This is a genomic window from Variovorax sp. J31P207, assembly GCF_030316965.1.
GTDB lineage: Bacteria > Pseudomonadota > Gammaproteobacteria > Burkholderiales > Burkholderiaceae_C > Variovorax > Variovorax ginsengisoli_B.
This window is the reverse complement of record NZ_JASZYN010000002.1, coordinates 357,618-371,237: the sequence shown is the minus strand read 5'-3', so window position 1 is coordinate 371,237 and position 13,620 is coordinate 357,618. Positions and strand designations below refer to the sequence as shown.

General features: G+C 68.8%; 12 protein-coding genes. 11 read left to right on the top strand and 1 reads right to left on the bottom strand.

Going from position 1 to position 13,620, the window contains the following annotated elements; translation table 11 throughout:
* Nucleotides 1–94: 94 nt before the first annotated feature.
* The 8 genes from QTI68_RS07335 to ppk2 all read left to right on the top strand — a co-directional run bounded on the left by QTI68_RS07335 (nt 95) and on the right by ppk2 (nt 9,842).
* Complete coding sequence (locus tag QTI68_RS07335) at nt 95–343, top strand: RNA recognition motif domain-containing protein (RefSeq protein ID WP_286520646.1); 249 nt, start codon at nt 95–97, stop codon at nt 341–343.
* Between the two features lie 9 nt (nt 344–352).
* Complete coding sequence (locus tag QTI68_RS07330; RefSeq protein ID WP_286520645.1) at nt 353–1,399, top strand: hypothetical protein; 1,047 nt, start codon at nt 353–355, stop codon at nt 1,397–1,399.
* 24 nt (nt 1,400–1,423) lie between these two features.
* Nucleotides 1,424–1,822, top strand: a complete 399-nt coding sequence (locus tag QTI68_RS07325) for a response regulator (RefSeq protein WP_286520644.1) — start codon at nt 1,424–1,426, stop codon at nt 1,820–1,822.
* 154 nt (nt 1,823–1,976) lie between these two features.
* Nucleotides 1,977–4,046: an ATP-binding protein gene (locus QTI68_RS07320; protein ID WP_286520643.1), complete on the top strand. Its 2,070-nt coding sequence runs from the start codon at nt 1,977–1,979 to the stop codon at nt 4,044–4,046.
* 41 nt (nt 4,047–4,087) lie between these two features.
* Nucleotides 4,088–6,349, top strand: coding sequence for a formate C-acetyltransferase (pflB, locus tag QTI68_RS07315; protein WP_286520642.1), 2,262 nt, complete (start codon nt 4,088–4,090; stop codon nt 6,347–6,349).
* 18 nt (nt 6,350–6,367) lie between these two features.
* Nucleotides 6,368–7,225, top strand: coding sequence for a pyruvate formate-lyase-activating protein (pflA, locus tag QTI68_RS07310; RefSeq protein WP_286520641.1), 858 nt, complete (start codon nt 6,368–6,370; stop codon nt 7,223–7,225).
* Nucleotides 7,226–7,267: 42 nt separating this feature from the next.
* Nucleotides 7,268–8,860, top strand: a complete 1,593-nt coding sequence (locus QTI68_RS07305) for an aspartate:alanine exchanger family transporter (RefSeq protein WP_286520640.1) — start codon at nt 7,268–7,270, stop codon at nt 8,858–8,860.
* Between the two features lie 115 nt (nt 8,861–8,975).
* Nucleotides 8,976–9,842 carry a polyphosphate kinase 2 gene (ppk2, locus tag QTI68_RS07300; protein WP_286520639.1) on the top strand — a complete coding sequence of 289 codons (867 nt, stop codon included), beginning with the start codon at nt 8,976–8,978 and terminating at the stop codon, nt 9,840–9,842.
* Nucleotides 9,843–9,898: 56 nt separating this feature from the next.
* On the opposite strand, the gene QTI68_RS07295 is transcribed toward ppk2, so the two are convergent.
* On the bottom strand, nt 9,899–10,363 hold the full coding sequence (locus QTI68_RS07295) for a universal stress protein (RefSeq protein WP_286520637.1): 465 nt from the start codon (nt 10,361–10,363) through the stop codon (nt 9,899–9,901).
* Between the two features lie 82 nt (nt 10,364–10,445).
* Here QTI68_RS07295 and QTI68_RS07290 point away from each other — a divergent pair, with 82 nt between their 5' ends.
* The 3 genes from QTI68_RS07290 to QTI68_RS07280 are packed head-to-tail and all read left to right on the top strand — an operon-like array spanning nt 10,446 to nt 13,617.
* On the top strand, nt 10,446–11,018 hold the full coding sequence (locus tag QTI68_RS07290) for a DUF3302 domain-containing protein (RefSeq protein ID WP_286520635.1): 573 nt from the start codon (nt 10,446–10,448) through the stop codon (nt 11,016–11,018).
* Nucleotides 11,018–12,238, top strand: coding sequence for an HlyD family secretion protein (locus tag QTI68_RS07285; RefSeq protein ID WP_286520634.1), 1,221 nt, complete (start codon nt 11,018–11,020; stop codon nt 12,236–12,238). The genes QTI68_RS07290 and QTI68_RS07285 overlap by 1 nt, the downstream gene beginning before the upstream one ends.
* The gene (locus tag QTI68_RS07280; RefSeq protein WP_286520632.1) at nt 12,238–13,617 is read left to right on the top strand and encodes a TolC family protein; all 1,380 of its coding nucleotides are present in this window, start codon (nt 12,238–12,240) and stop codon (nt 13,615–13,617) included. Before QTI68_RS07285 ends, QTI68_RS07280 begins: the two co-directional genes overlap by 1 nt.
* Nucleotides 13,618–13,620 lie beyond the last annotated feature (3 nt).

The window sequence follows — 13,620 nt, the reverse complement described above, 5'->3', positions numbered from 1 at the left end:
ATTTTCGGCCCGTCGGGCAGGGACTAGCGTAGGGCCTCCATTCGTGCGGCCACCTCCCGGTCGACCCACTGCCGCTTGCATCGAAGGACGACACATGCAACAACAAGTGCACATCGTCATCGGAAACCTCCCCGACGACGTCACCGAGGAAGGCATTCGCGAGGCGCTCAGCGCCTTCGCGCAGGCGGACAAGATCCGACTGGTCAACGAGACCGGCACGCCGAGCGCGCTGATCGACGTCGACATGCCGCGCGCGCAGGTCGAGGCCCTGGCGCAGCGCATCAACGGGCGCTCCTACCAGGGCCGCGTGCTGCGCGCCTGGGTGCCCAAGATGGACTGGTAGCGCGCCGCCATGGACCTGAGCGCGCTGTTCGATCGCGTGGCCTCGGCCCTGTTCGGGCGCGATGGTGCGCCGCCCGACGACGCGGCCGAGAAGCAGCTCGTCGCCGACATGACCGAGCTGGTGGTCGAGACGGTGGACGCGCGCATTCGCCTGCAGTCGCGCTACGCCGAGAAGCTCGAAGGCTGCGTGCGCAAGACCATCGCCCACCTGCGCGAGATCGGCCGCCAGCCCCTGGAACCGCTGCTGCTCTCCCGTTCGAGCTGGAACGACGATCCGCGGCTGAACGCGTTCTTCGCCTCGGCCGACGACGTGCCGGCGTTCCTGGGTCGCAGCAAGGAGCTCCGCGCCTTCTTCGGCGTGCCTTCGCAGCGCGAGCTCGGGGAGGCCTATGCGCTGCTGGCGATGAAGAGGGAGGAGCGCACCGTGCTGGCGCCGAAGCAGGACGGCGACCGGGTGCAGCACGAGGTGCCGCAGGTCACGGTCAGTTTTTCGGGCCACCGGCTGTTCGCACCCTCGGCCACGCTCGAAGCGACGCGGCTGGAGGTCGGGCGCCGCATCATCCGCCGCCTGTCCCAGCTGGCGCTCAAGCGCATCGTCGACCTCGACATGAAGGCGGCCGATCTCGGCGAGCGCAAGGCCTGGCTCGCCGCCCGGCTGCGGCTGGTGAAGCTGGCGGTGGACGGCGCGGCCGGCCTGCTGGAAGACACGGTGGACACGCGCTCGAAGATGGCCGCGCTGGAGCGCGAGCTCAACGAGACGGTGCACGACTACATCGAGACCAAGGCCAGCGTCGCCACCATGGCCAGCTACACCGGCCACATCAAGGCCATCCTGGACCACCCCGAGCAGCAAGTGAGCCTGCAGCGCACGCCGATGCGGCTGAGCCGGATGGGGGTGCGCGTGGACGACACCCATCCGGGGCCGGTCAACGCGTTCACGCTGTCCGAACTCGCCATCGGCGAGGGCGTGGTCGCGGTGATCGCCATCGTGCGCTGCCCGCTCGCCGAGTTGCCCGCCGAGGCGGACCCGCTCGCCAACGCCGAGCGATACCTCTAGCTGCCGACCAGGGAGGCGACGCCCATGTCGAAGTCAGCCAGCGTCCGGATCGTCTATGTCGTGGATGGCGACGCTTCGGTGCGCGAAGGCATGTCGCGCCTGATGGACTCCGCCGGACTGGAAGCGCGCCCCTGCGCCTCGGTGACGGAGTTCCTGGACCAGGCGCGCGGGATGCGCGTCGCCTGCGTGCTGCTCGACGTCTGGGGGGCGCGGCAGTGCGAGGTGGCGGTGCGCAATGCGCTGCTGGCGGTTGCCAGAGTGCTGCCTGTCATCGCCTTGTCATCGAGCGACGATCCGACGGCGCGCCAGCTCGCACGGGAGCTGGGGGCCCAGACCTTCTTCCGCAAGCCGGTCGATGCGGCGGCCCTGCTCGATTCGATCGAGTGGGTCATGCAGGGCGATGGCCGAAGCACCCCAAACTGAGGATGGCATGGGCCTTGCTCTTCGCTTGACAGGGATCGCGATCGGGAATCATCATCGTGCGGAATTCCGGCCCTCGGCACGCCTGGCGCGTTGCGGGTGGCGCTGCGACAGGCTGCCATGTACGACAACCCGCGATCCACGCGAGGAGGAATCGATGCGCCAGGCACAGGCCAGGTTGGCTGCGGGCGGCGTGCCCGCCGCAGATGGACGGACCGAAGCCGTTCTGCTGGAGCGGCACGCCTTCGAACGCCTGCTGGCCCAGCTGTCCCAGCGCCTGGGCGACATCGCGGAACCCGATTTCCTGGTCCGCGTCGAACGGGCGCTGAGCCGGCTGCTCGAGTTCCTCGACTGTGACCGCTGCACTTTCTCCGAGTTCGTCGCCGGCGACTACCTGAATGTGCTGTGCTCCGTGGGTTCGGCCGATTTCGGTGCCTTGCCCCGCGGCCGGTTCCAGCATCCGTTCCGGTGGTTCATCGAGGCGCTGCGAAGCGGTCGCATCGTGGCGCTGTCGAACCTGCCGGACGAGCTGCCGCCCGAGGCGATCGAGGAGGCCGAGCACTGCCGGCGCACCGGCCTGCGCTCGCACATCTCGATCCCGGTGCGCATCGGCGGGCGCGTGACCAGCGTGCTGTCGTTCGCCGCCGTGCGCAGGGCGCGCAGCTGGCCGCCCGAGATGGTCGACCGGCTCCGGATCGTCGGCGACCTGCTCGGCAGTTCGGTCGCCCTCGCGCGCTCGGAGGAGGAAGTGCGGCAGCTGCGCCATCGCGTCTGGCATGCCGACCGCGTGCAGCGCGTGAGTGCGCTCACCGCGGCGATCGCCCACGACATCAATCAGCCGCTCGCGGCCATCCTCAGCAACGCCCAGGCCGGGCTCCAGTACCTCGCGCGCGGCGACGCGGCGCCGGAGGCGATCAAGGACATCCTCGAATCGGTGGTGCGCGAAGGCAAGCGCGCCGCCGAGACCGTCCGCACCATGCGCGCCCTGATCCGCCGCGACCAGACCCGGCGCGAGCGCATCGACCTCGCGGCCGCGCTGGGCGAGGCCAAGCGGCTGCTGGAGAGCGAGTTCGCGGGCCAGGGCGTGCGCATCGAGACCGCCTTCGACCCCGCCTGCTGGGTGCTGGCGGACAAGGTGCAGATGGAACAGGTGGGCCTCAACCTGCTGCTCAATGCCGCCGCGGCCGTGCGGGACGAAGCGCAGGCACCGCGCGTGGTCCGGCTGCAGGTGTCGCAGGGCGATGACGGCAAAGTGCGGATGTCGGTGCGCGATGCGGGCAAAGGCATCGCGCCGCAAGACCTGGCGTCGATCTTCGAGCCCTTCTGGACCACCGGGCAGGAAGGGCTGGGCCTCGGACTCGCCATCTGCCGTTCCATCGTCGAGGCGCACGGCGGCCGGATCTGGGCCGAGTCGAACCCCGAAGGCGGTGCCACCTTCAGCGTCGAATTGCCGATGGCCACCCTCGACGGCGATGCGTCGCAGCCGCCGCCCGACGAGCCCGTGGACGCCGTGCCCGCGTGCCAGTGCCGGGCGGCCGGCGGGGAGGCGGTGGTGAGCGTCATCGACGACGACCCCGAGGTGCGGGGCAGCCTGCTGCGGCTGCTCGACGGCGCCGGCTGGACCGGCGCCGGCTATGCCTCGGCCGAGGAATTCCTCGCCAACCCTCCGGCGGGCGACCTGGCCTGCGTCCTGCTCGACGTGCAGATGCCGGGCCTCTCCGGGCCGCAATTGCAACAGTGCCTGCTCGAACGCGGCTGTGCGCCGCCGCTCATCTTCATCACCGGGCGCAGCGATGTCGCGGCCGGCGTCGACGCGATGAAGCGCGGCGCGTCGGACTTCCTCGAGAAACCGGTCGACGGCGAGGTCCTGCTCGCGGCGCTGCGCCGCGCGGTCGAGCGCCATGCCGGCGAGCGCCGGCAGGCGCTCATGCAAGACGCGGCCAAGGAGCGGATCGCCCGTCTCTCGCCGCGCGAGCGCGAAATCATGCGTCACGTGGTCAGGGGTCGGCTGAACAAGCAGATCGCCGCCGACCTGCTGATCGCGGAGCAGACCGTCAAGCAGCACCGGGGGCGCGTCATGGAGAAGGTGGGCGTGCATTCGGTCGCGGAACTGGTGCGGATCTGCGAGGCCGCCGGCCTCGCCGCGGAGCCGCCGCTGCTGCAGCAGCCGGCAGGCCCCTCCGAGCAAGTCGACGACCCGACCAGCGCGACAGCATCGCCGCGATAGCGCGGAACAAAGGCGCATCCAGCGCCAGACAGGAGACAAAAATGGAAACCCAGTTCGCATTCGATCTGTCGAGCCGCAAGGCCGAGGGCGCATGGCGCGGCTTCACGCCCGGCATGTGGCAGGACCGCGTCAACGTGCGCGAATTCATCCAGCGCAACTACACGCCCTACGAGGGCGACCACGCCTTCTTGCAGGGCCCGACTGCACGCACCCAGGCCATGTGGAAGTCCCTGGCGCCGCTGTTCGCGAAAGAGCGCGAGAAGGGCATCCTCGGCGTCTCGCAGGTGCCGTCGGGCATCCTCGCGCACGCGGCCGGCTACATCGACCGTGACAACGAGATCATCGTCGGCCTGCAGACCGACGCGCCGCTGGTGCGGGCGATCATGCCCTTCGGCGGCTGGCGCGTGGTCGAAGACAGCTTGCGCGCCTACGGCTACGAGCCCGACCCGGCACTGGTCGACGTCTTCACCAAATACCGCAAGACCCACAATGCCGGCGTCTTCGATGCCTACACGCCGGAGATCCGCAAGGCGCGTTCGTCGCACGTCATCACCGGCCTGCCGGACGCCTACGGGCGCGGGCGCATCGTCGGCGACTACCGCCGCGTGGCGCTCTACGGCGTCGACTTCCTGCTGGCCGACAAGGCGCGCGAGAAGCACGAACTCGACGAGCGCCATTCGACCGAGGAGACCATCCGCCTGCGCGAGGAACTGTCCGAGCAGATCCGCTCGCTCGAGGAGCTGAAGGAGATGGGGTCGCGCTACGGCTTCGACATCTCCGTGCCGGCGAACAATGCGCGCGAGGCCGTGCAATGGACCTACTTCGCCTACCTCGCCGCGATCAAGCAGCAGAACGGCGCCGCGATGTCCGCCGGCCGGCTCTCCACCTTCTGGGACATCTACTTCGAGCGCGACCTGCGCGAAGGCACGCTGACCGAAACCCAGGCCCAGGAGATCATCGACGACCTGGTCATCAAGTGGCGGCTGGTGCGCTTCCTGCGCGCCCCGGAATACAACCAGCTGTTCTCCGGCGACCCGGTGTGGGTGACGGAAGTGGAAGGCGGCATGGGCGAGGACGGCCGCACGCTGGTCACGAAGTCGGCCTTTCGCATGCTGCACACGCTCAACAACCTCGGGCCGGCGCCGGAGCCGAACCTCACGGTGTTCTGGTCGCCGCGCCTGCCTGAAGGCTTCAAGCGCTTCGCGGTCAAGATCTCGATCGACACCAGCTCGATCCAGTACGAATCCGACGACCTGATGCGCCCCAAGTGGGGCGACGACTGCGCCATCGCCTGCTGCGTCTCGGCGATGCGGCTGGGCAAGCAGATGCAGTTCTTCGGCGCCCGGGTCAACCTGCCGAAGACGATGCTCTACGCGCTCAACGGCGGTCGCGACGAGCTGACCGGCGAGCAGGTCGGGCCGATGCTGGCGCCCATCACCGGCGACCTGCTCGACTACGACGAGGTGATGAAGCGGCTGGACCCGATGCTGGACTGGCTGGCCAAGACCTACGTCAACGCGCTCAACGTCATCCACTACATGCACGACAAGTACTGCTACGAGGCGATCGAGATGGCGCTGCACGACCGCGACGTGCTGCGCACGCTGGCCTGCGGCATCGCGGGCCTGTCGCACGCGGCGGACAGCCTGTCGGCGATCCGCTACGCACAGGTGCGGCCGGTGCGCGACGAGCGCGGGCTCATCGTCGACTACCAGACGACGGGCGAATTCCCGTGCTTCGGCAACAACGACGACCGGGTCGACAGCATCGCGACCGAGCTGGTGTCGATGATGATGAACAAGATCCGCATGTACCCGAGCTACCGCAATGCGGTGCACACGCAGTCGGTGCTCACGATCACCTCGAACGTGGTCTACGGCAAGGGCACGGGCAACACGCCGGACGGCCGCAAGAAGGGCGAGCCCTTCGCGCCGGGCGCGAACCCGTCCAACGGGCGCGACACGCACGGCGCGCTGGCGGCGCTGATGTCGGTCGCCAAGATCCCCTACGACGATGCGGAAGACGGCATCTCGCTGACGCTGTCGGTGGTGCCTTCGGCGCTCGGCAGCGAGGAGGAGCGCCTCACGCGCGGCACCGGCGCCCTCGACGCCTACTTCGCGAGCGGCGGCTTCCACGTCAACATCAACGTGCTCAACCGCGAGACGCTGCAGGACGCGATGGCCCATCCGGAAAAGTATCCGCAGCTCACGATCCGCGTCTCCGGCTACGCGGTGAACTTCATCAAGCTCACCAAGGAACAGCAGCTCGACGTGATCAACCGCACCTTCCACGGCGCGATGTAGGCCGGCCCGGAGCACGACATGGGCCAGTCACTGAGCGGCAGCCGCTACGAGCTGCACGTCGCGCGGAAATGGGCGGCGGACACCAAGTCGCAGGACTACTACACGATCCACGCGGCGGATCTCGAGCAGGCGCCGGACACCGGCGAGGACATCGTCGGCTACGTCCACTCCTGGGAGGTGGGCAGCACGGTCGACGGGCCGGGCATCCGCTTCGTCGCTTTTCTGACGGGCTGCTTCCTGCGCTGCCAGTACTGCCACAACCCCGACACCTGGCACCGCCAGAACGGCAAGCCGGTGACGGTGGCGCGGGCGATGCGCGAGATCGCCAAGTACGCCAAGGTGCTCAAGATCAGCCGCGGCGGCATCACGCTGTCGGGCGGCGAGCCGATGGTGCAGAAGCCTTTCGCGATGCAGATCTTCAGGCGCTGCAAGCAGCTCGGGCTGCACACCTGCATCGACACCTCCGGCCGCCTCGGCGAGCGCATGACGGACGAAGAGCTGAGCCAGATCGACCTGCACCTGCTCGACATCAAGTCGGGCGACCCGGCGATCTACCAGCAGGTCACGGGCCAGCCGCTGCAGCCGACGCTCGACTACGCGCGCCGGCTCTCCGACCTGGGCCGGCCGATGTGGGTGCGCTACGTGCTGGTGCCGGGCCTCACCGACGGATTCGACAACGTCGAGAAGGTGGCCGACGTCTGCGCCGGCCTGAAGTCGCTGGAGCGGGTCGAGATCCTGCGCTTCCACCAGATGGGCCGCGACAAGTGGCAGCGGCTCGGGCTCGACTATCCGCTGAAGGATGTCGAGCCGCCTTCACCAGAGCTCGCGGAGCGAGTGCGCGGCCAGTTTCGCAGCCGCGGTCTCACGGTCTACTGAAGCGAATCCCGGACCAGAACCAAGAAAAACGAGGAGAAGACCTTGGAGACATTGAGCAACATACTCGCGCAGCAGCCGATGATGGCGCTGTTCCTCACCATCGCGCTCGGCTACCTGCTGGGCGAGGTCAACATCAAGGGCTTTTCGCTCGGCGTCGGCGCGGTGCTGTTCGTGGCCTTGTTCATGGGCTGGCTGGCGCCGAAGTCGGCGCCCGCACCGATGGTCGGCACGCTGGGGCTGGCGCTGTTCCTCTATGCCGTCGGCGTGCAGTACGGCAAGCAGTTCTTCGTCGGGCTCACCAGCGCCAGCGGCCGCCGGGCCAACCTGATCGCGCTCACGGGCGTGCTGCTGTCCGGCATCGTGAGCGTGCTGTTCATGAAACTGTCGAGCCTGCCGCTCGGGCATGCGCTGGGACTGTTCGCGGGCGCCGGCACCAGCACGCCGACCTTGCAGGCCGCCATCGTGCAGCTGGGCAACGACGATCCGGCGGTGGGCTATTCGGTGGCCTATCCGCTGGGCGTCGCGGGGCCGATCCTCTTCCTGTACATCTGCTTCATGGTCCTCAAGCCGAAGATCCAGGCGCCCACCGGCGGTGGCATCGAGATGCTGGAGATCGCACCCGAGGACTCGGCGCTGAAGGGCAAGACGATCGGCGACCTGCTCGCCGGACTGCCCGCCGGCATCGACATCGCGGCGCTGCGGCGGGCCCACCACAACCTGCCGGCCTCGCGCTCGATGGCGCTGGCGGCCAACGACGTGCTGCTGGTCACGGGGCCGAGCCGCGAGGCGCTGGAGCAGGCCGCCAAGCAACTCGGCGAGGTGCATCCCGGCCGCGTCACCGGCGACCGCCGCGACCTCGACTACGTGCGCATCTTCGCTTCGCGTGCGGCCGTGGTCGGCCGCAGCCTCGGCGACCTGAAGCTGCCGGAGGGCCGGCCCCACGCGCTGGTCCAGGTCCGGCGCGGCGACGCCGACATCATGCCCAGGCCCGACCTGGTGCTGGAGTTCGGCGACCGCATCGGCATGCTGGCGCACCGCGACGACTTCGCCGGGCTGCGCAAGTTCTTCGGCGATTCGATCAAGGGCACGGCCGAATTCAGCTACATCTCGATCGGCTTCGGCATGGCGCTGGGCTTTCTGCTCGGGGCGATCAACTTCCCGCTGCCGGGTGTCGGCAAGCTCGCGCTGGGACTGTCGGGCGTGCTGATCGTGGCGCTGGTGCTCGGCAAGATGCGCCGCACCGGCGGACTGAACTGGACCATCCCGCTGTCGGCCAACCTGGTGCTGCGCAACCTCGGCCTGACGCTGTTCCTGGCCCAGGTGGGCATGTCCTCGGGCCCGAAGTTCGCCGCCACGGTGTCGCAGACGGGCTTCCTGATGCTCGGCCTCGGCGCCATCGTGGTGGTGGCGCTGGTGCTGCCGATCCTGCTGCTGGGCCTGGGTGTCTTCAAGATGCCCTACGACGAGGTGGCCGGCATCGTGGCCGGGGCCTGCGGCAATCCGGCCATCCTCGCCTATGCCAACAAGCTGGCGCCCACCGACAAGCCGGACATCGGCTACGCGATGATCTTTCCGGGCATGACGATCATCAAGATCCTGTTCGTCGACATCGTGCCGGCGCTGTTGGGCGGGTGAGGCGGCCTGTAGATGACCTTGCGCCGCGCCGCCGAGGAAATCCGACCAAAGTAGGATTTGCGCCCCCGGTCGGCTGCGCTACGTTCGACGCACAACACTGACGAGCGAGGTCGCCATGGAGCAGAAACACAAAGCGTCGGACAAGCAGGAGCACGAAGCCGTTGCGGTGCACGACGAGGCCAAACCCAAGGATGCCGAGGCGACCAAGGGCAAGCTCGGCCGCCGCCAGTACGACAAGGAGCTCGAGCGGCTGCACGTCGAGCTCGTCAAGCTGCAGCAGTGGGTGGTGCACAAGGGCCTGAAGGTGTGCATCGTGTTCGAGGGGCGCGACGGCGCGGGCAAGGGCGGCACCATCAAGGCGATCACGGAGCGGGTGAGCCCGCGCGTATTCAGGGTGGTCGCGCTGTCCGCGCCGACCGAGCGCGAGAAGAGCCAGATGTACGTGCAGCGCTATCTGCCGCACCTGCCGGGGGCCGGCGAGGTGGTCATCTTCGACCGCAGCTGGTACAACCGCGCGGGTGTCGAGCGGGTCATGGGTTTCTGCAGCGACGAGGCCGTCAAGGGCTTCCTCGAGGCGATCCCGAAGGTCGAGCGGGTGATGGTCGACTCCGGCATCATCCTCGTCAAGTACTGGCTCGAGGTGAGCCCCGAGGAGCAGACCCGGCGGCTCGAGGAGCGCATCGACGACGGGCGCAAGATCTGGAAGCTGTCGCCGATGGACCTCAAGTCCTACAGCCGCTGGTACGACTACTCCCGCGCGCGCGACGACATGTTCGCGGCCTCCGACACCGAGTTCGCCCCGTGGAACGTCGCGCGGTCCGACGACAAGCGCCGGGCCCGCCTCAACATCATTGCGCACCTGCTGAGCCAGGTGCCGTACCGGGAGGTGCATCGCGAGAAGATCAAACTGCCCAAGCGGCAGAAGGCGGACGGCTACCGCGAGTCCAACCATCCGATGCGCTTCATCGAAGAGCGTTACTGAAGAGAAGCTGACCACGCCGCCACACCGGGAACGAACGGATGCCCCTCTTCAATCGCCTACCCGCTGGCCGCGGTATCTGGCGCCTGGACCAGCAGGACGGGCACCGTCGTCAGGCGCAGGACCTGCTGCGCGTCGCTGCCCCAGAGGATGCGCTCGATGCCCTTGCGGCCTCGGGTGCCGGCCACGATGAGGTCGGCCTTCCAGTCCATCGCGTCCTGCGCGACCAGCTCCGCCAGGTGCAGGGTGAGCGAACTCAGCAGCTGCGTCTCCACGTCCTTGGCACCGTGGCGCTCGGCGCGCTCGCGGGCCTCCCGCAAAAGCACATCGCCTTCTTCCTTCATCCTGGGCAGCAGCGCGGCGTAGGACGCGTGCGAGGCATGGCCGGGCGTGCGGCCGAACCGGTTGAGCCCGTGCACCAGGCGCAGGCTCGCGCCGTGCAGGAGGGCGAGGCGCACGGCCTCGTCGAGGCCGCGCAGCGAGGTCTCGCTGCCGTCGAGGGGGACAAGGATTCGCTGGTACATGGCCGGCCTTTTCTACATCGATCGACGGCATGCATCGTGACGCTTCGGGCAAGCGCTTGCAACCCGGCCTGATTGGAAAAACATGACTTTCGCACTCAGGGACCATGCGGCGAAGCGCCTCCATCCGCCGCGCCTGCTGGGCATCGGCGCGCTCGCTGCGGCGCCGGCGGCGCATGCGTCCTTCCTGCCGCCCGACATGCTGGCCTCCGCCGCCACCGGCATCGCCTGGTTCGTCGTCGTCGTGGTGCCCATCGCCGTGATCGTGCTGTTCTGGATGGTGCACGTGCTGCCCGAGAAGATCGCGCACAAGCGGCATCACCCCCAGCGCGATGCCATCAAGACGCTGTGCCTGCTGTCGCTGGTGTTCGGCGGCATGCTGTGGCCGCTGGCCTGGCTGTGGGCCTTCGTCAAGCCGGTGGGCTATCAGGCAGCCTACGGCACCGAGAAGCACGACGACTACTTCCACGAGCAGAGCGAGAAGGCCCACGCGGGTGAGCTGCTGGAACACGAGATCGCGCACCTGCGCGAAGAACTCGATGCGATGGAGGCCAAGGGCGCGCTGTCCGCCGAACTCAAGCAGGTGCGCCGGAACCTGGCCGCGGCGCTGCAGGCGCGGCGCGCCGAAGCGGACGCCACCCGAGACGCGAGCACCTGATGGACATCCTTCTCCTCGGCATCTATGCCTTCTTCGTCTGGCTGATCTTCATCAAGCTGAAGTGGCTGCCATGGAACACCGCCTGGCAGGTCACGGTGGTGATCATCCCGATCGTCGCGCTCTCGATCCTGATCCTCACGCTCAACGTCGTCGCGCCGTCGACCGCGGACGTGCGCGTCCTCAAGTACGTGGTGCAGGTGGTGCCGCAGGTGCGCGGCCGCGTGCTCGAGGTGCCGGTGGAGCCCAACCGGCTCGTGAAGAAGGGCGAGCTGCTGTTTCGCATCGACCCGACCCAGTACGAGAACGAACTCAACGCGGCCAAGGCCAAGCTGGCGTCCGACGAGGCAAAGTTCGCGGCCGCCGGCGCCTCGCTGGTCGATGCCTCGGCCGGCGCGCGCCAGTTGCAGGAGCAGTTGAAGGCCGCCACCGGCCAGGTCAAGGCGTTGCAGCCCAAGCTCGAACTGGCCCGCCTGCGGGTGCGCCAGAACCGCGAACTGGTCGCCACCGGCGCGGGCGAGCGCTTCGCGCTCGAGCAGGCCGAATCCACGCTGGCCGAGTTGCAGGGCCAGATCGCGACCGCCTCCGCCAACGAGACGCAGGTCTCCCAGCGGCTGGCGGCGCAGGTCAACGGCGAGCAGGCGTCGGTCGCCACCTCGCGGGCCCAGCTCGCGACCGCCAAGGCGCAGGTCGACCTCAGCCGGGCCGAGCTGGGCAATGCGCAATGGAACCTCGACCAGACGGCCGTCTACGCGCCCTCCAACGGCTATGCGATCAATGTCCAGTTGCGGCCGGGCTCCTTCGTGGTCTCGGTGCCGTTCTCGCCGGCGATGAGTTTCGTCGAGGAAACCTACCAGGTGATCGCGCTCTTCGACCAGAACGAGCTGCGGCTGGTCGAGCCCGGCGACAAGGCGGAGTTCACGCTCAAGACCTATCCCGGCCGCATCATCAGCGCGACGGTCGACTCCATCGTGTGGGCGCAAGGCCAGGGGCAGGTGCAGCAGTCGGGCACGCTGCCGCAGACCGGCGCGTTCCCGCAGGTGCCGGGCCGCTTTCCGGTCAAGCTGATCGTCGACGAGCCCGACGCCGGGCTCTTCCTGGCCGCCGGCGCGGATGGGCAGGGCGCGATCTACACCGAACACGTCGCGGCCATCCATATCCTGCGCATGGTGATCCTGCGGGTCGGTTCGATCACCAACTACCTCGTGCTGAAACTGCACTGATGTCCATGCCGTCGCTTCGTCCCTGGGTCCTGGCGGCGCCGCTCGCGGCGGCGCTGGCGGGCTGCGCGCTCAAGCCGCCGCCGACCACCGACGACCTGCGCAAGGAGGTGCTGCAGCAGGGGCCGATTCCCGAGGCCTTCAGGGCCGGCGGCGGCGTCTCGACTCCGGTGGCCGACCGCTGGCTCGCCTCCTTCGAGGAGCCGGCGCTGACCACGCTGGTCAACGAAGCGCTGGCCTACAACGCCGACCTGCAAGTCGCCGCGGCCCGGGTGGAGCAGGCGGCGGGCTATGTCAAGGTGGCGTCAGGCGGCCTGCTGCCGTCGGTCGGCGTGGCTGCCCTGGGCGGCGACAAGTCGGGCGGCGGGGGCGGGCTGAACGGCGTCTTCCTGAATGCCTCGCTCGAACTCGATGTCTGGGGCCGGCTGCGCTATGAAAGCGCGGCCGCGCGCGAGCAGTTCGCCGCGGCCGAGGCCGACTACGCCTACGCGCGCCAGTCGCTGGCCGCGATGGTCGCGAAGAGCTGGTTCCTGGCGGTCGAGGCCGGCATGCAGCGCGCGATCGCGAAAGATTCTCTCGGCTCTTCCGAGGGCCTGATGCGCCTGGCCGACGATCGGTTGCGGATCGGCAACGGCACGGCACTTTCGCTGGCGCAGGCGCGTGCGAGCGTCAACGGCTATCGCGACACGCTGCGGCAGATCGAGCTGTCGCGCGAGCAGGCCTTGCGCGCGCTGGAGCTGCTGGTCGGCCGCTACCCGGGCGCGGAGATCGCGGTCGCGGACCAGCTGTCGCGCATGCCGCCACCGCTGCCTGTCGGGGTTCCCTCGGAAGTGCTGGAGCGCCGGCCGGACATGGTCGCTGCCGAGCGTCGCGTGGCGGCCGCCTTCAATCGGGTGGGCGAAGCCAAGGCGGCGCAACTGCCGAAGATCAGGCTGACTGCGGGCGGCAGCAACGTTTCGAGCGAACTGATCGTCCTGAAGGACGTCAGCAGCCCGGTGTGGAGCCTGGGCGCCAACCTGATCGCGCCGATCTACCAGGGCGGCGCGCTGCGGGCGCAGGTCGAGATCCGCTCGGCCGAGCAGAAGCAGGCGGTGGCCGAATACGCGCGCGCCGGGCAGAAGGCGTTCAGCGAGGTCGAGACCGCGCTGGGCACGGAGTCGATCCTGCGGGAGCGCGAGGCGATCCTGGCGGCCGCGATCAGCGACAACGAGGAGGCGCTGAGGCTGGCGCGGATTCAATACCAGGTGGGCACGGCGGACCTGCGCACGGTGGAGCAGAGCCAGCTGGCGCTCTATGCGGCGCGGACGTCGAGGCTGCGGGTGCAGAGCGAGCAGCTGGCCCAGCGGGCCAATCTGTACCTGGCCCTGGGTGGCGGGGTCTAGGGC

Coding starts and splice junctions, on each gene's coding strand:
- QTI68_RS07335 (WP_286520646.1), top strand. CDS start 95: ATGCAACAACAAGTGCACATCGTCATCGGAAACCTCCCCGACGACGTC.
- QTI68_RS07330 (WP_286520645.1), top strand. CDS start 353: ATGGACCTGAGCGCGCTGTTCGATCGCGTGGCCTCGGCCCTGTTCGGG.
- QTI68_RS07325 (WP_286520644.1), top strand. CDS start 1,424: ATGTCGAAGTCAGCCAGCGTCCGGATCGTCTATGTCGTGGATGGCGAC.
- QTI68_RS07320 (WP_286520643.1), top strand. CDS start 1,977: ATGCGCCAGGCACAGGCCAGGTTGGCTGCGGGCGGCGTGCCCGCCGCA.
- pflB (WP_286520642.1), top strand. CDS start 4,088: ATGGAAACCCAGTTCGCATTCGATCTGTCGAGCCGCAAGGCCGAGGGC.
- pflA (WP_286520641.1), top strand. CDS start 6,368: ATGGGCCAGTCACTGAGCGGCAGCCGCTACGAGCTGCACGTCGCGCGG.
- ppk2 (WP_286520639.1), top strand. CDS start 8,976: ATGGAGCAGAAACACAAAGCGTCGGACAAGCAGGAGCACGAAGCCGTT.
- QTI68_RS07295 (WP_286520637.1), bottom strand. CDS start 10,363: ATGTACCAGCGAATCCTTGTCCCCCTCGACGGCAGCGAGACCTCGCTG.
- QTI68_RS07290 (WP_286520635.1), top strand. CDS start 10,446: ATGACTTTCGCACTCAGGGACCATGCGGCGAAGCGCCTCCATCCGCCG.
- QTI68_RS07285 (WP_286520634.1), top strand. CDS start 11,018: ATGGACATCCTTCTCCTCGGCATCTATGCCTTCTTCGTCTGGCTGATC.
- QTI68_RS07280 (WP_286520632.1), top strand. CDS start 12,238: ATGTCCATGCCGTCGCTTCGTCCCTGGGTCCTGGCGGCGCCGCTCGCG.